At 55.5% G+C, this 15642-nt stretch carries 16 protein-coding genes; 10 read left to right on the top strand and 6 right to left on the bottom strand.

Annotated features, from left to right (window positions below; all coding sequences use genetic code 11):
• Nucleotides 1-237 (bottom strand): hypothetical protein, encoded by a 237-nt coding sequence (locus RBB81_RS13155; RefSeq protein ID WP_353070947.1) that lies wholly within the window; start codon nucleotides 235-237, stop codon nucleotides 1-3.
• A 20-nt stretch (nucleotides 238-257) separates the two neighbouring features.
• Nucleotides 258-641, bottom strand: a complete 384-nt coding sequence (locus RBB81_RS13150) for an IS110 family transposase (RefSeq protein WP_353070946.1) — start codon at nucleotides 639-641, stop codon at nucleotides 258-260.
• An 881-nt stretch (nucleotides 642-1522) separates the two neighbouring features.
• On the opposite strand from RBB81_RS13150, the gene RBB81_RS13145 reads away from it, so the two are divergent.
• The 9 genes from RBB81_RS13145 to RBB81_RS13105 all read left to right on the top strand — a co-directional run bounded on the left by RBB81_RS13145 (nucleotide 1523) and on the right by RBB81_RS13105 (nucleotide 8046).
• A complete protein-coding gene (locus tag RBB81_RS13145; RefSeq protein ID WP_353070945.1) occupies nucleotides 1523-2230 on the top strand; it encodes an RNA polymerase sigma factor in 708 nt (235 codons plus the stop codon).
• Between the two features lie 124 nt (nucleotides 2231-2354).
• The gene (locus tag RBB81_RS13140) at nucleotides 2355-3062 is read left to right on the top strand and encodes a hypothetical protein (RefSeq protein ID WP_353070944.1); all 708 of its coding nucleotides are present in this window, start codon (nucleotides 2355-2357) and stop codon (nucleotides 3060-3062) included.
• Between the two features lie 14 nt (nucleotides 3063-3076).
• On the top strand, nucleotides 3077-3481 hold the full coding sequence (locus tag RBB81_RS13135) for an efflux RND transporter permease subunit (RefSeq protein ID WP_353070943.1): 405 nt from the start codon (nucleotides 3077-3079) through the stop codon (nucleotides 3479-3481).
• A 340-nt stretch (nucleotides 3482-3821) separates the two neighbouring features.
• The gene (locus tag RBB81_RS13130) at nucleotides 3822-4787 is read left to right on the top strand and encodes a molybdopterin oxidoreductase family protein (protein WP_353070942.1); all 966 of its coding nucleotides are present in this window, start codon (nucleotides 3822-3824) and stop codon (nucleotides 4785-4787) included.
• 24 nt (nucleotides 4788-4811) lie between these two features.
• Entirely contained in the window at nucleotides 4812-5183 is a 372-nt protein-coding gene (locus RBB81_RS13125) for a molybdopterin dinucleotide binding domain-containing protein (protein ID WP_353070941.1), read from the top strand.
• Entirely contained in the window at nucleotides 5167-5622 is a 456-nt protein-coding gene (locus RBB81_RS13120; RefSeq protein ID WP_353070940.1) for a hypothetical protein, read from the top strand. The genes RBB81_RS13125 and RBB81_RS13120 overlap by 17 nt, the downstream gene beginning before the upstream one ends.
• Before the next feature lie 962 nt (nucleotides 5623-6584).
• Entirely contained in the window at nucleotides 6585-7289 is a 705-nt protein-coding gene (locus tag RBB81_RS13115) for an HD domain-containing protein (protein WP_353070939.1), read from the top strand.
• 61 nt (nucleotides 7290-7350) lie between these two features.
• Entirely contained in the window at nucleotides 7351-7602 is a 252-nt protein-coding gene (locus RBB81_RS13110; RefSeq protein WP_353070938.1) for a reverse transcriptase domain-containing protein, read from the top strand.
• Between the two features lie 48 nt (nucleotides 7603-7650).
• Nucleotides 7651-8046, top strand: coding sequence for a group II intron maturase-specific domain-containing protein (locus tag RBB81_RS13105; protein WP_353073930.1), 396 nt, complete (start codon nucleotides 7651-7653; stop codon nucleotides 8044-8046).
• Between the two features lie 342 nt (nucleotides 8047-8388).
• On the opposite strand, the gene RBB81_RS13100 is transcribed toward RBB81_RS13105, so the two are convergent.
• Together RBB81_RS13100 and RBB81_RS13095 are read right to left on the bottom strand one after the other, a co-directional pair.
• Nucleotides 8389-9069: an MIP/aquaporin family protein gene (locus RBB81_RS13100; RefSeq protein WP_353070937.1), complete on the bottom strand. Its 681-nt coding sequence runs from the start codon at nucleotides 9067-9069 to the stop codon at nucleotides 8389-8391.
• A gap of 199 nt (nucleotides 9070-9268) precedes the next feature.
• Complete coding sequence (locus RBB81_RS13095; protein WP_353070936.1) at nucleotides 9269-10723, bottom strand: catalase; 1455 nt, start codon at nucleotides 10721-10723, stop codon at nucleotides 9269-9271.
• Between the two features lie 968 nt (nucleotides 10724-11691).
• Here RBB81_RS13095 and RBB81_RS13090 point away from each other — a divergent pair.
• Entirely contained in the window at nucleotides 11692-12264 is a 573-nt protein-coding gene (locus tag RBB81_RS13090) for a protein kinase domain-containing protein (protein ID WP_353070935.1), read from the top strand.
• Nucleotides 12265-12732: 468 nt separating this feature from the next.
• Here the strand turns inward: RBB81_RS13090 and RBB81_RS13085 are convergent, their stop codons facing one another.
• Together RBB81_RS13085 and RBB81_RS13080 are read right to left on the bottom strand one after the other, a co-directional pair.
• Nucleotides 12733-12909: a hypothetical protein gene (locus RBB81_RS13085; protein ID WP_353070934.1), complete on the bottom strand. Its 177-nt coding sequence runs from the start codon at nucleotides 12907-12909 to the stop codon at nucleotides 12733-12735.
• On the bottom strand, nucleotides 12906-15632 hold the full coding sequence (locus tag RBB81_RS13080; protein ID WP_353070933.1) for a cbb3-type cytochrome c oxidase subunit I: 2727 nt from the start codon (nucleotides 15630-15632) through the stop codon (nucleotides 12906-12908). The genes RBB81_RS13085 and RBB81_RS13080 overlap by 4 nt, the downstream gene beginning before the upstream one ends.
• Nucleotides 15633-15642: the final 10 nt, after the last annotated feature.

Below are 15642 nucleotides of genomic sequence, written 5' to 3'. Positions count from 1 at the left end.
TTAGCTGGGTGCTTTCGCGCGAAATCGACAGTGAATAGATAGCACAATACGCTCCATAGGGGAGGCGAACGTCATGGTGATGAGCATGGAAAGAGTTGCAGCCGTGACCATGCGGCCCACCAGGGCAGATCTTCCTGGATAGGGCACGAGCTCTTCTTTGAGAAATCCCAGATCCAGGCCGACGGTCGACTTGAGCGCGGTACGCTTTAAGCGAAGGTCCCCATTTTCAATGTCCACGGATCTCGACAACTGCCGACTCACCAACGCGAAACAACTCGGGAGAAGGATTCTTGATGCGGATGCGGACCGGGTATCGGCACGAAACCCATCCTCGGCCGCCACACCGCCTCAGCGATCGCCTCGGCGTCAATGTAGTCGCTCTTGTGGGTCTTCACGTACGGCTTCAGATACTGCGCCGGGATCAGCCGTACTTCATGACCCTGCTCTCGCAATGCCCGTCCTAGAAAACGTGGCCCTCCACAGGCTTCCATGCCAATCAGTCTTACCTTCAGGTTCGCCGTGAAGTGCAGCAGTTGCTTGCGCGAACACTTCTTGCGCACTACAACCTCGCCACGCAGGTTGAGCCCTATCAGATGGAAGACCGTCTTGCCAAGATCAATGCCGATCGCGTGTAGTTCCATGGGGATGTCTCCTGTCTTCACCGTGATATCCCGACTGCTGTGGGTTAAGGCAGCAGACCATCCCATTAATAGCGCCCAAATATTAAGCCACATAGCGCCCTAACCTACAGGACCACAAACTTTCGGATCAAGCTGCGAGGCTGTCAAGGTGACGACACAATGACGGTATCTCGTCGTCGTCGCGTCGTCACTCAACCCTTATGTGACATTCACAAATCCACTTGTTCTTTAGCTAACTTATTTATCGTCAGCGGCTAACTACTCCTCGCGTTGAAGCCCGCCTTTGGCACGCAAATTGCCTTACACATGGCGGCAGCAATATAGATCCGAGGCGCGCTGTGGCGATGTTCCGGTTGGACTATCTATCTTGTTTTCTCACCGTCGTTGCGACGGTCCTGGTCGGAAGAAAGATGTGGACCGGTCTTGTTGTTTCGGGCGTCAACAGTCTCATCGTCTGTGTGATCGGGTTGCACACGTCACAGTATGGCTTTATCCCTGCGAATGTGTTTTGCATTTGCATAAACGCATTCAATCTTCGGGCATGGTTAAAGGTGCAGAAAGATCCATCCGAATCGATGACTGACGCAAGCAGCGAACTGGTCGCTGGCTGCAAACTAATGAGCACCTCTAAAAAGGCAGCCCCGCGACACTTAATAAATTCTTTCAGAATCCGCAGCGAAGGAAGGCTCGGGAATTAGATCTCATCTCTCGCTGTTAAAGGCGTGTGGCCCTTCGCACCAACACCCCTTCGCATCAACACAAACTTCGGGGTAACCCACCCGTGACGCAGTTTCATCGCGGCAAGGGTGGGAGTTCACAAATGTGACGACGATCAAGCTGGCCAAGCGCATCGCAGCAAGACTGAGACATGTGCATCCGGCATGCAGTTCCAACGAGTTAAAACCACAGCAGAAGTTTCAGAAAGCCGCACAAAGGAATTTATGAATATCTGTAGCTCGCAAGACGAAATCAGCGTGAAACTCCTTGCTGCTGCGGCAACCGATGAAATCCTTGTGGGCGCAGCCAAGTTAGGGGATCGCTTCGCGTTTGCGGAGCTGTGGGCGCGACATTCGAATACTGCATTCAACGTGGCTTATCGGGTCACGAAAAGCCGAGACGATGCAGAAGACGTGATTCAGGAAGCGTGGATGAGAGTCTATGTTCATTTGAACACTTTCGATGGCAGGGCCAAATTTTCGACTTGGCTCACGCGTATTGTGATCAATTCGGCGCTTATGACTTTACGTAGGAAGCGCACTCACCCTGAGACTTCTATGGAGATCTCGGATGGCAAGACCTGGCAGCAGCGGGAGATTGCTGACCAAACGAAGAACGTTGAAGAGCTCTATGCAAGGCACGAAAGAACAGAACTCTTGAAGCGAGCAATTTGCCGTCTACAGCCGCCTCTGCGAAATGTGGTTGAGATTCATCAATCGAATGATAGGTCGATAAAGGAAATCGCCGACCTCGTAGGCCTCTCTGTTGCCGCAACTAAGTCTCGTTTGTTACGCGCCAGAAGAGCCCTGCGTATGGATTTGGTGGAAAGACGAGAGAAGCAATGCCCCGTTGTTCAAGAAAAGTATCGATAAGTGTTCCATTCGTCCCGGGCGTAGACAATGCATCCCGTCTCGGTCACGAGATTGGCCGTCACGTAACTGTTTGGACGTGTCGCGATTAGCGGCCGATACTCGGGATTGAAAAAGGAGACGCACCATGAAAGCAGCAACCTTACATCAACTGGCTAAGTCGGTTTTTGTAGCGTTCACGGCATTGGCCATGACATTCACCCTTCATGCAGAAATCCGTTCAAAGTCGCAGGGATTAATCGTCGTCCAGCCGCGCGATCTGCCAGAAGTGGCGCAGATGCCTGGCAATTCGTTATTTCTACATTCAGACGGTTCTGGTGAAACCTATCTTTACATCGAGCAGCAGCAGGGTGCACGCCTCACAATCTTTGATGTTACAGATCCAAGCAAGATCAAGTTGGTTGAGTCGATCACGCTAACCGTTCCTGGCACCTTCGACTTCGTTCGTCCGCTCGATGGGCATGGAGAACTTGTACGATTCCGCGACAATAAGGGAGTCGCAGTTCTCGATTTACACAAGGTGAAGGCACCGTCGTTGCGGATGATCAGCACTCTATCTGACTCTGGCTCTACAGAGTCACTCGGTGAGACTGGCTTCCTGATGGTGAATGAGCCCTACAACTACGTGCGCGCAACTCCCCGCGATTATCAGGTGGTCGACATCTCATTGCCCTCCGAGCCTGTGCTGCTGGCAACAATTAAGGAGGTCAGGCACGAAGTGGTGAAAGACGATACCGGTACAACGTTCCTGCTAGGTAGCGAAGGATTGACGGTAGTTCGGCGCACCAGCGTCGAATATGACTACAAGACACACCTGATGCAGATGTCTAACTAACCTGCAGCGAAAGGGTGCCAGGCGCGGCAACCCTCCCCTTTTACGGACTGATTAAGAGCCTGCTGCAGGACAGCATGCGGGAGACAGGCTTTATGTGGATCGTTCGCTTTGCCCTGAAAAGGCCGTATACGTTCGTCATTGTCGCGCTGCTTATCGCGATCTTCGGCGTGGCCTCGATCGTGACGACGCCGACCGACATCTTGCCGGACATCGCTATTCCCATCGTTAGCATCATCTGGACGTACAGCGGGATGGATGCGGATGACATGTCCAAGCGAATCGTTGGGGTGTGCGAGCGGGCACTTCCGACCACAGTGAATAACATTCAGTACACGGAGTCGCAGTCGTACAGCGGCGTCGGTGTCATCAAGATCCATTTTCAGCCGAACGTGCAGGTAGACCTCGCGATTGCGCAGTGAGGAACAAAATGAGCGTGATGGATCTGACAAACGTAGTCAAAGCCGGCCCGCCTGGTAAGCAGCCAGAGGTCGAGCTCTCTCTTGATGGAGATGGCGCGCCGTGCGGACATCCACTTCCGCCCGCGGCCCGGTACGGATTTGGTCTGGATATCGGCGCTGAGCCGCTACATGCTCGACCACGGCCACGCCAAGCAGGCGTTTCTCGACCAGTGGGTCAACGGGCTGGACGAGTTCCGCAAGAGCCTTGAGCCATTCACAATGGAGTATGCCGCCAAGACGTGCGGGGTGCCCATTGAAACCCTTGAGCGCGTCGCCAAGGAGATTTGCAGCTGCGGACACTATGTGCGTTCTCTGGGCGATGGGTATTACGCAGCACACGAGCGCATCAGATGGATCGACGGCTATCTCAAACCTGCTGCTGGTTACCGGAAACTATATGCGTCCTGGCTGCGGAGCCTATCCGCTCCGCGGTCACAACAACGTGCAGGGTGCCAGCGACATGGGAGCCATGCCGGACAGCTATCCGGGCTATCAGCATGTGACCGAACCGGCCATTCGCGAGAAATTTGAGAAGGGATGGGGTGTAGCGCTTTCTCCGGATCGCGGCATGGATAACCACCAGATGGTGGACGCGATCCACGAAGGAAAGCTGCGCGCGATGTATCTGGCTGGAGAGGACATGATCTCCGCCGACTCGAATGCAAACTTTGTAGGAGCCGCTTTCGAGAAGCTGGATTTGTTTGTGGTGCAGGATATCTTCTTCTCCGAAACCTGCCGCTATGCTGACGTCGTTCTGCCCAGTGTTCCGGCCCTCGAAAAGGACGGCACATTTACCAATACAGAGCGGCGCGTTCAACGCCTGTATCAGGCTCTGCCAGAGTTAGGAGAAGCCAAGGCCGATTGGAGGATCACGATGGAGCTTGCCAACCGAATGGGTGGGAACTGGAACTATCGGCATCCCTCCGAGATTATGGCGGAGATGGCCTCGTTAACGCCCCTCTTTGAAGGCGCGAGCTTTGAAAGACTGGAAGCCTACAAGACGCTGCAGTGGCCGATAGCCAAGGACGGTTCCGACCAGCCCATCCTGTACTTGAACAGATTTCCTTTCCCGGACAATAAGGCGCGGTTCTATCCGGTTTCGTTTCGCGAGCCCGAGGAGGCTTTGGATGATGACTTCGATCTCTTCCTGAACAACGGTCGCATACTGGAGCACTTCCATGAGGGAAACATGACTCATCGGGTTGACGGGATTCGCGAGGAAACTCCGGAGCGCTACCTTGAAATCTCGGAGGACCTGGAGAAGTAGCGTGGCATCGAGTCCAGACGATGGGTGCGCGTCACCAGCCGCCACGGCTCGCTGGTCATCAAGGTACTTGTGACGGGCCGAGTATTCGGAAAGGAGGTGTATCTGCCGCTGTTTTCGCGGGAGGGACCGGTCAATATCCTGACCGGGTCGCATGCGGACCGTGACACCAATACTCCCGCGTTTGAAGAGACTGCGGTGCGCATCAAACTTTTACCGGAAAAAGGCACGAATCCTTTGAAGCCCCTGAACTTTCGCTTTTCAGGCAAGCCAACACCTCAGATGGGTGTCGAAGTGGAGCGTAAGTGGAGGCGTAAGGACTATCACATGCCGGGCACGGAAAAGCTTGTTCAAATCCAATCGCAGAAAGGAGCGTCATCCAATGGCGGTAGCTGTTGATTTTCGTGAGTTCAAACCGGTCGATTCGCGTGAGGACCTGATTCGCAGGGTTGAGCAGGCTCCAATCGAACACGCAGAGGCTGTGCTGGCCGCATATGATCTGCTGCTGCGGCTGCATGCAAAGGGCCTGCTTGATTTATTGAATGGGCTGCTAAGTGCGGGCGACACAGTCGTTGACCGTGTGGTGGATGTCGTCAGCTCGAAGGAGATGGTAACCGCGCTTCGCATATTGCTGATCTTCAGCAACCTGTTTACCTTGATCGATGCAGATGTATTGCACGCAGTGATTGCAGAGGCCGGAAAGGAAACTCCATCGTTGCTGGCGCTTGGGAAGCAGGCAGCATCGAAGGATGCGCGCCGCGGCCTGGCGACGGCAGTGGGGTTGCTTAATGTTTTTGGAGCCGCCCTGAGCAAGCAGCAATCAGACAAGCACGGCTAAGGCACGTCTGAAAACCGATTCGTTGTATGTAATGGGTTGCTGTAATCGTCGCGATTGGACTTGCTAATTCGAGGATGTTAAGCGCAGGCTGAGCTGTGACGAGAACTTAACACTATCGCTCGGTCGATCAGGGCCGCCGATGGTGGATGGGCAACGCGCGTGGCCGCAGTTCTTGCCACCTGCGCATTCGCCGGATGACGACATACAGCTCGCGAGGGAATCAGAGCAACCATGAGTACTTTGCACGGATGGGACCATCGTCATTCTTCGCAAGTCCCCAAACTGTGGCTGCAACTGATTCGAGCTCACGATCAGATCTTTTCGGAGGCCAACAAGGCCTTGCTCAAAAGGTTGGCCATCGCCGTGAGTATTGTCGGTTTCGCGGTTCATCTGGTACTGGTGTTTCTTTCGCGGGGGGTCTCCTATCCGCCACTTATCCTCTTGGCCGTAGGGCGCTCAACAGCGAGAGTAGACAGCAACAATCCTCACTGTGTCAGAGATTGGTTGACTGATGAAACGAATACGAAACCGTTACAAAGCAATTCGCTTGCCACTGCTGCCACAGACTGTGGTATTTATCCACGCGGATGAATGTAAAGGGTTTGCAAAAAATGAAGTGAGAACTGAACCGCTCGGGTGGATGCCAAATCCTATGCCTAGAGCAAATGCGGACGCGAGAGAGTCAATGTTTCGACACGGCTCGAACGAGTGTCAAAAATGTCCACGACACTTGGATCCAGTCACCATTCGTCTTCCGTCTTTCCCGTCTTGATAACACACGCTAGTCCAGTCAGTTAAAAGAAAGACAAATCCCCAACAACAATGCGGTGAGGCTCTCCGGGATTTGGCAATCAACTTGCATAAAGCATATGCCGGTAAAGAAATAGTCCGGCGAGACGGAGCGCTAAGCAACTTCCCTGCGCGCGCCTTCGTCCGTTATTTGATTTCCCAAGGAGAGTCCAATGCCTATCAACAGCCTCAATTTCCGCCTCCCCAAGCACATCATTCCCGTGCCCACTCCAGAGGAGAAGTACCAGAAGCTAGCGCCCGGGGTTCCCGACAGCAAGCTGACGCGCGCGGCCACCGGTCTGCTCTACCAGTTCAGCACACCGCTGCTCATCAACCACTCGCACCGTGTCTTCTTCTGGGCCAATGAGCTGGGCCGTCAGACCAGCCAGCCGTATGATGCGGAACTGCTTTTTGTCTGCGCGGCGTTTCATGATCTGGGCCTGCTGAAAACCTTCCGCAGTGAAGGCGACCGCTTCGAAGTGGACAGCGCCAATGCAGTGCGCCAGTTCCTGGAGCATCACGGGGTTCCGCACACCCGCATCCAGACGGCGTGGGACGCGATCTCGCTGCACACGACGCCGGGCATCGCGGCCTACAAGCCAATTGAAGTCGAGCTGCTGTACAACGGAGTTGGCCTGGATGTGCTGGGCATCGGCTATGAGGGACTCGACCCGAAGCTGCGCGACAAGGTGGTTGCCCAGTTCCCGCGCGTGGACTTCCATCGCCAGATCGCTCAGGCGTTCCAGGATGGCTTCGGCTACAAGCCGCAGACCACCGAAGGCACCTGCAATGAAGACATCTGCTCGCACTTTATTCGTAACTACAAGCGGAGCAATTTCTACGAGCAGATTCAGGACTCGGCGTTCCCGAACTCGTAGGGTGGTGGAACCCGATGTCTCGGAAGCGAGACAGGAGGCGCCGGGTGCTTCGAAGAGCAACATGCAGCCCGCCTGGCATTTCCGTACCGCGAAGTTGAACCAGCAAAGTAGAGCCCTTGTGCTCGACTCGCTGGACCGGGAGTTGGAGCGTCGGGGACATCGCTATGTTCGTTACGCAGACGACAGCAATATCTATGTGCGTAGCGAGCGTGCGGGTCAACGGGTGATGAACAGCGTAACGCGGTTTATCACGCAGAAGCTCCAACTCAAGGTCAATGAGACGAAGAGTGCAGTGGCGCGACCGCAAGAGTGAAAGTTTCTTGGGTTCAGCTTCACAAACGGTCCAGCGGTCAAACGGGCAATCGCGCCGAAGGCCCTGGTCCGTTTCAAGGATCGAATCCGGGAAATCACGCGACGGGCGAAGGGCGTTAGCATCAAGTCGACAGTGGAGGAACTAGCTCGCTACATGGTGGGCTGGCGAGGCTACTTCGGCTTCTGCGAAACACCCGAGGTCTTGATCTACCTTACTCGTTGGGTACGGCTCAGGCTTCGATGTGCCCTCTGGCGGCAGTGGAAGACCACGCGCCGTCGTCGGGAGGCATTGTTGCAGCTTGGGGTACGCACGCGACTGGCAACCAACACTGCTGGAAGTGGTCGTGGCCCCTGGTACCTGGCCCGCGCCAAAGCCCTCTCTCTCGGACTTTCCAATGCATACTTCCGCTCGCTCGGTCTTCCTTCGTTATTCGAGAACTGCTAGCGTAACTTCTCGAACCGCCGTGTACGGACCCGTATGCACGGTGGCAACGCTCGGAGTCAGAGCTTAGGTTCAAGCAGCGGGCAGGACATCTTTGTCCTTGACAACAACTTCGCCCTTATTGATGGATACATTGACGCAGACTTTCTTCATCCACCAACTTTTCCCTTGCAGTCAGACGGCGGACCATACATTCGGCAACTACGAAGACATGCGATTCCGCCCGTCCCCTTCGAATCCTCAGAGCATCCCAAAACGATACCGACCCCGCATTGCGCCGAGATTACGGGTCCTATATTTGCGTAACCAGTGATTATGCGATTAGCTCTCCTCGCGGGCGGCAAGTCAGGCAGCCTTCCTTTCTTGCGGTCGATCGCTTGAATCTGGTCGATGAACATCTTCACGACCGGCTGGACTCAGCGCCTTGAAAGCGGCCGCCGCCACCGCACCGCCGGCAAAATCAGCCAACAGGTAAATCCAGATATTCGGCCAGGACGACAGCCCCATAACGGAGATGCCGACCGCGACCGCTGGGTTGAAGGCTCCGCCGGAAATGTTGCCGACGGAAAACGCCCCCAGCATCACTGTGAATCCGATCGCCAGCCCGTAAAAAGAATTGCCCGACGTGCCCTTGGCTGTAGCAACGTTCAGAACAACGTAAACGAGCGCAAAGGTGAAAAGAAACTCTGCCACAAGCGCGGGTACAGTCGCCGGGTGGAGCGGTTCAACAGCGGACCCTCCCTTTAAGAACTTCGCTATAGAGGCTGCCAGCACAGCCCCAATGACCTGAAAAATCATGTACGGTACCACATCTTTAGCCTCGCACTTCCCGCGCAACCAGACGCCTAGCGTGACGGCCGGATTGAAGTGCCCTCCGGAAATATGACCACCCGCAAAGATCATTACCATGAGCGCGGAACCGATTGCTAGCGGGGCCAACGGACCGGCGCCGTGGCCGATGACCGTGCAGCCAATGGTCAGAACCAGGAAAAAGGTTCCGATCAATTCAGCGACGTACTTGTTCATGACCTACTCCTTCGACTCTTGATTGAGAGGCCGGGGAACAGTTGCTAACCTGCTCCCCGGTCTCGTTGAACGTCCGCCCATTCTCTCGACAAAGGTGATTCCAAGGATTGAGTTGACAGGCCTCTGTACGTTCGCAGTGGCATGCATGATGCGGCGCGCCTAATATCATCCTTTCTAGAAGGAACTGCTAAGTTAGAGGTTAGGCGGTCTCCAAAACATCCTGCTTCAATGCTCGTGCCACACCATCACCATAGGCAAGATCGGCTCTTCTGCAGTTCGCAACATGCCGCTCCAGGACCTCCTGGGAGGCGCCATTGATCGCGCGAGCCGTATTGTCGAAGAGCAACTGCTTTTGCTCAGGCGTCATCTTGCGGAAGAGATTGCCCGGTTGCTCCCAGTGATCATCCACTAAGCGGTGATCATAGTGATCCGCGTCGCCTTCAAGCGAGAGCGGCAGCTCAGCGTATTCCGGCTGGTTATCCCACAATCCCTGGCTATTCGGGTGATAAGACGTCGTCGCTCCGAGGTTTCCATCTGTGCGCATCTTGCCATCGCGGTGATAGGACTGGAATGGACACTTCGGCGCATTCACCGGGATGTGATTGAAGTTAATGCCGAGCCGGTATCGCTGGGTATCTCCATAAGAGAACAAGCGGCCCTGGAGCACCTTGTCAGGAGAGAAGTCAATTCCGGGAACGATATTCGCCGGGGAGAAAGCGGCTTGCTCCACCTCTGCGAAGTAGTTTTCGGGATAACGATTAAGCTCCATTACACCAACTTCGATCAGCGGATAGTCAGCCATTGGCCAGACTTTCGTCAGATCAAAAGGACTATGCTTGTGCGTCTTTGCCTGTTCCTCTGTCATTACCTGGATGAAGAGCGTCCAACGCGGAAAATCTCCACCGTCGATTGCCTGCAATAGGTCCCGGCCATTGCTCTCGCGATCGTTTGCCACAACCGCAGCAGCAGCCTCGTCCGTGAGATTTTCAATGCCTTGCTGCGTGCGGAAGTGGAACTTCACCCAAATGCGCCTGTTGTCGGCGTTGATCATCGAGAAGGTGTGGCTTCCGAAGAGATGCATATGCCGGAAGGACTTTGGAATTCCGCGGTCGGACATGACGATTGTGACCTGATGGAGTGCCTCTGGAAGAAGAGTCCAGAAGTCCCAGTTATTCTGAGCGCTCCGAATACCGGTGCGGGGGTCGCGCTTGATGGCGTGGTTGAGGTCAGGGAAGCGCAGAGGATCGCGGAAGAAAAAGACTGGAGTATTGTTTCCGACGATGTCCCAATTTCCGTCCTCGGTGTAGAACTTGAGAGCAGTACCGCGGATATCGCGCTCGGCATCGGCTGCCCCGCGTTCCCCAGCGACGGTTGAAAAGCGCGCGAACATAGGCGTCTGCTTTCCGATCTTCGAGAAAATCGATGCCTTGGTGTACTTTGTGATGTCGTGAGTCGTCGTGAACGTTCCATACGCCCCCCAGCCTTTGGCATGCATCCTGCGCTCGGGAATGACTTCGCGATCAAAGTGTGCGAGCTTCTCGATCAGCCAGATGTCCTGGAGCAGAGCCGGGCCACGACGACCGGCTGTCAAAATATTTGTGTTGTCCGGTACAGGAGAACCGGTTGCACTAGTAAAGCGTTCGGGTTTTGACATGATGAACTCTCACTTTCAAAATTTGTTTTGCAAGGTTGATAAGTTGAACTGAATACAGCGGATGTTCGACTGAGCACCCGCTGAAGGATTTCTTAGCCCTTCCACTGCGAACCGCGAATGATATTGCAGAGCGACATGATCACAAATGTGTATGGGCGCTGTATCGCGGCCCGGACGAGAAACGTCGCGGCAGCACACGACCATGAAATGCCCGCCGCGTATCCGAGCGATACTAGCTGCCCATGTCTCGTAGAACCCCAGCGCCATTCCCGATACCTCCACGTCACATCGGTGCAATCGAGGTGCCATCCCTAGAGGCCTGAAGAACGCGCTGCGCCTTGCAAAGTTTCAGCATATAAATTGCTACGCGTCGACATAGCGACAGTTGTGTGTCAGCCCGTCGAAATGGCCACGTGTTCAAGTGCTATATGGGATAACGGGTGCTACGGGGCACGTGTACCTCTGTTAGAGAATTAGCATCGCCATTCTGGCTTGGCGAAAGCACTCGGCCAAGTCCGCCGCCGTGGTCTGATTCCCAGAACCTGCGCTATACAAACTGGCCCTTCGTCCTGTTTGGTAAATGTTGGAAGAACCAGCGATCTCACTACGGATGCCGACGGGAATTTCTCGGTCCCATTCCTGACTCCGGGCGACTACGGTCTAATGGTTGGCGTGCCGCCACGGCTTTCGCGAACGATCGGTACTAAGAGGAATATCTGTCGAAGTGGACCTTCGGCAGCAAGGCGAATTCGTAACTTCAGAATCATGTCACGGTTGAGCGCCGGAAGGTGCTTCTGAAATCCAGGAAGGCACAAAAACTATCAAAATGATTATTTGGGGGGTCGTACAGCCGTGACGACAGGGATGCCCTCCATGACCGAGCCTTCTGAGTACTGGAGCCCATCCTGGAAGGCGCGGATTTCACCCTTTACCGCGGCCGACAACACGGCAACCCATCGCCGGTCCTGGTGATCGCGCTTTCTGCCGGACAGCCGTCACCTCAGCGTTTCCGACGGCTCGAGGACGAATGCTCGCTCGCGGGCGAACTCGATCCCTCGTGGGCAGCCAAGCCGCTGGCGCTCACTCATCACGAAGGCCGGACGATCCTCGTACTTAAGGACCTGGGCGGTGAGCTCATGGATCAAGTTCTTGAGCGGGAACAAGGGCAAACGCTCGACCTGACTCGCTTCCTGTGCGTCGCAATTGGCTTAGCGTCAGGACTCGGCCAGGTCCACCGCCAAGGCCTCATACATAAGGACATCAAGCCTGCAAATGTGCTCGAACGTCTGGCTCATCGGCTTCGGGATTGCGTCCCGGCTGCCGCGCGAGCACCAGCCGCCCGTGCCACTCGAGATTATTGCCGGCACGTTGGCCTCTATGGCGCCCGAGCAGACGGGCCGTACCGCTCGATGGATGCCCGCAGCGATCTCTACTCTTTGGGCGTCACCTTGTACCAGACGCTTACCGGTGACCTGCCGTTTCTGGCGCCGCCCCCTGGAGTGGGTTCACTGTCACATTGCGCGCGAGCCGGCGCCCCCTAGTGAGCGCGACGCAGTCCCCGAGCCGCTGTCTTCTCTCACTATGAAGCTGCTCGCCGAGAACGCAGAGGAGCGCTATCATACCGCCTCTGGCTTAGAAGATGATCTTCGGCGGTGCCTGACGCAATGGCAGTTGCATGGCCGCATCGATGCGTTCCCGCTGGGCGCGGACGATGCGTCGGACCGTTGACGTTCAGCACACGCGTCTTCGGTCGGAGGTCAGACACTTGTAGCTACCGCGAAATCGCTAATGGACTTCGCCGGGTCCCGAACTGATTACCTCTCAGGCAGAAGCTCTCGTTCCCTTGGCATCGTCCTTGGAGGTGGAGGAACTCCGGAAACACCACAAAGCTACAATGAAGTTTCTGATTGAACAAAATGTGCCAGTAATTTGGATCGAACTTACAAGAGATTTGTTAGACCGTTTGCGCATTCTGGCACTTTCTGCGAGGGAGCCTTATCGTCGGAAGGCTATCTCCCTCCCTTTGCAGATCCCCGATCCTCATCAAATTCGGAGAATCGCTCGTCGTCTTCGAGCATTTTGTACTTTGGAAACTCGAACCATTTCCGGGCGACAGGCCGAAATATCCAAAATATGAGAATTCCAAAAGCGATTGCGGTTATGACTCCAACAATTGTGTCGATCATTGGCTTTGCGCCTCCTTGTGCCCGCTGTCGTACATGCTTTGGACATACTTCACCAGCAAGCGCCGTTCGTCATCGCTCAGGCGGCTTTTCCATGCCGGCATGGAACTGCCGGGGATTCCCTGCTCAAGCGCAGTCCAAGCTCTCTCTGCCGAAGGCTGACGCACATGGAAGTTGGCCGGCGAGGGTTTGAGCGCTCCCGCAGCTGGCCCATTGCCGCCTCCGTGGTCGCCGTGGCAGCTGACACAATTCGCCGCGTACAGTTCGGCTGCTTTATCCAGCTCCTGCGACGACATTGAAACTGGCGTCGCCTGCGCTCCAAGGGAATGCACATATGCATTCACGGCTGCCAGGTCTGCCTTATCCAACTGTCTCCACGGCGGCATGGAGGAACCATAGACTCCGTCCCAGAGTATCGTCGCCAGATGAGCGTCGGAGTAATGATCCTTGTGCAGATCCACAGGAACCGGCAACAGCCCCGGACGCGCTATGCCATTGCCGTCTGCATTCACACCATGGCATCCGGAACAATTATGTTGAAAGACTCCTCGCCCACGCTCTTGGTTCGCTGCCTCGAAATTTCCTGTCGTTGCGAAGACAGGCGCATCCGGATTGATGCCTCCAAGGTCGATACGCGGGACTGTGTCTGGAATCCCGTGCGCCGAGTAGCCGGAACTCATCTCCATTGCCATACCGTGGTCGACTTGCTCACTGCCTGTATCTCCAGCCAGTTCGCGCTCACGCCCCAGAGACCGCAGATAGGCGACCAGGTCCAAAGCATCCTGGTTAGGCTTGGCGGAAGATCCGTTGAACATCCATGAGTATCCAGGCATGATCGAGTCGGGAACCGTCGAGCGCGGATCAAAGAGATGCGCGTAGTGCCAGTCATCCGTGCGCAGACCATGCTCACGAGAAAGATCGGGTCCAATGCGCCGAGTTCCCCACAGATGCGGATAGTCATACTGCGTCTCCCATGCCGCAGTTGGCGCTCCGAAGCGCACCACATCTGCAGTGATCACGCGCACTTGCTCCGTATGACAATAAGCACATCCCTCTCGTCCGTATATCTCGCGACCATGCTGTTCAGTAGCTGTCAACGGCTGCATGGCATGTGGCGCAGTGCGGTTGATCTCCGACTCGAGCTGGCGCGCGGGCAGAATGCCCAGGACCACAAAAGAAAGGACGAAGAAGCCAAACCCACCTACAAATGCAATCACAAACGCATAGCCAAGGATCGATGGAGTTCCGTGAAAGATACGCTTAGTCTGAAGATGGCCCTCGCCAGTCCCTGCGCTGCCCTCAAGGGTGGTCTTGCTATTCGCGGGCGCGGGCCGCGCTACATTCCTGGGCCCGGTCACGAGACCAATCCAGAACAGCAGAAAGCCAGCAAGAATTGGAATGCCCGATACCGTTCGCGTCAGCCAGTATGGATACATAGCCCGAACCGAATCGATCCATGGTGCGCGGCTAACCCACAACTGACCTTCCACCAATCCAGCCGCGGTAAGATCAATCACCATCAGACCGAGTCCTATAGCCAGCAACCAATAGGCCCAGCCCATCGCCCGCGCGTTGTAGCGTGCGCCGGGGAGGCTGCTCCAGACGTGCGCCAAAGCGCCGGCGGCAATAAAGCTAGCAAAGCCAATCATGGCGAGATGGGAGTGGCCGATCACCCAGTCTGAAAAGTGAATGAACCGATTCACCGGCATGATCGACTGCATCGATCCCTGCAGGCTCACGACCAGATACGCCACTACGCCAAACCATACAAAGCGTAAAGGCACATTGCCACCGACTTTATCTGTCGAGCCGCGCAGCGACAGGAGAAGATTGGTAACCACCAGAATCACAGTTAACCCGAGATAGATCGAAGCAATGATTGCGCCGCGCTGGGCGCTCATCGGAATCGCGGAGTAGACGTAGTGATGGGTTCCGTTCAGCGGATAGATGAAGAAGAGCAACCAGAATCCCATCATCGAAATAAAGTGGCTGTAGATGGGCTCTCGCGTCACCGAGGGGATCACGTAATACGCCATCGAAAGCGCCAAAGGAGTAACGAACAGCCCGACCGCATCGTGAATCCACAGTCCGCTAAAGGCCGCGCCCTTGGCCCCCGCTACCAACTCTGGAACAAGATTTCCGATCGGGTAGGCCAGAGTGGTAAATACCAGGCCGCCGACGATATACCAGCCCGAAACGTAGAGATCTCCCGCAGGCACACGAAGAATTGGCCTTACGAATTGCACCAGCATCAGCACAAATGCGAGGATCACGAACAGGTCAACGATAATGGGAAACTCTGCCCACTCCAGCGGTTGACTGAAGCCCGCGCATACCAGGATCCATCCCGGCAGCACAACCGCAAAATTCCATAGCCAGAAAATGACCCATCCAAGCTTCCGACTGGTGACCGGGCGGTTTGTCAATCGGGGTACAACGTAGTAGCAGAAGGCGATGAACGCATTCCCAAGCCAACCGAAGAAGATACCTTGGGTATGGTTGTAACGAAGCCTTCCCCAGGTCTCCCATGCGTGGCCGCCCAGAAAGGTTGGGAAATTGAACTTCGTTGCCACCAGAATTCCGAATAGCGCCGAGATAAGAACCGTGATCAGCGCGGCATGGCCGTGCCATCGAATGAGGTCGTAGTCGATTCGTGGCAGCACCGACCTCGTCGTCCGCTCGTCAGCGGCGTACTTGTTGTCTGCAAGATGCTGTCTACCGTTCAAGGTTCCCTCC

It is taken from the genome of Tunturibacter gelidoferens (genome assembly GCF_040358255.1).
GTDB classification, from domain to species: domain Bacteria; phylum Acidobacteriota; class Terriglobia; order Terriglobales; family Acidobacteriaceae; genus Edaphobacter; species Edaphobacter gelidiferens.
The sequence above is the reverse complement of the archived record's forward strand: the minus strand, read 5'-3'. Positions and strand labels throughout refer to the sequence as shown.

Excerpts from the sequence above, each read along its gene's own strand:
- RBB81_RS13100 (WP_353070937.1), bottom strand. The coding sequence starts at position 9,069 with ATGAACAAGTACGTCGCTGAATTGATCGGAACCTTTTTCCTGGTTCTG.
- RBB81_RS13145 (WP_353070945.1), top strand. The coding sequence starts at position 1,523 with ATGCAGTTCCAACGAGTTAAAACCACAGCAGAAGTTTCAGAAAGCCGC.
- RBB81_RS13110 (WP_353070938.1), top strand. The coding sequence starts at position 7,351 with ATGCAGCCCGCCTGGCATTTCCGTACCGCGAAGTTGAACCAGCAAAGT.
- RBB81_RS13140 (WP_353070944.1), top strand. The coding sequence starts at position 2,355 with ATGAAAGCAGCAACCTTACATCAACTGGCTAAGTCGGTTTTTGTAGCG.
- RBB81_RS13130 (WP_353070942.1), top strand. The coding sequence starts at position 3,822 with ATGTGCGTTCTCTGGGCGATGGGTATTACGCAGCACACGAGCGCATCA.
- RBB81_RS13120 (WP_353070940.1), top strand. The coding sequence starts at position 5,167 with ATGGCGGTAGCTGTTGATTTTCGTGAGTTCAAACCGGTCGATTCGCGT.
- RBB81_RS13085 (WP_353070934.1), bottom strand. The coding sequence starts at position 12,909 with ATGATCGACACAATTGTTGGAGTCATAACCGCAATCGCTTTTGGAATT.
- RBB81_RS13095 (WP_353070936.1), bottom strand. The coding sequence starts at position 10,723 with ATGTCAAAACCCGAACGCTTTACTAGTGCAACCGGTTCTCCTGTACCG.
- RBB81_RS13115 (WP_353070939.1), top strand. The coding sequence starts at position 6,585 with ATGCCTATCAACAGCCTCAATTTCCGCCTCCCCAAGCACATCATTCCC.
- RBB81_RS13150 (WP_353070946.1), bottom strand. The coding sequence starts at position 641 with ATGGAACTACACGCGATCGGCATTGATCTTGGCAAGACGGTCTTCCAT.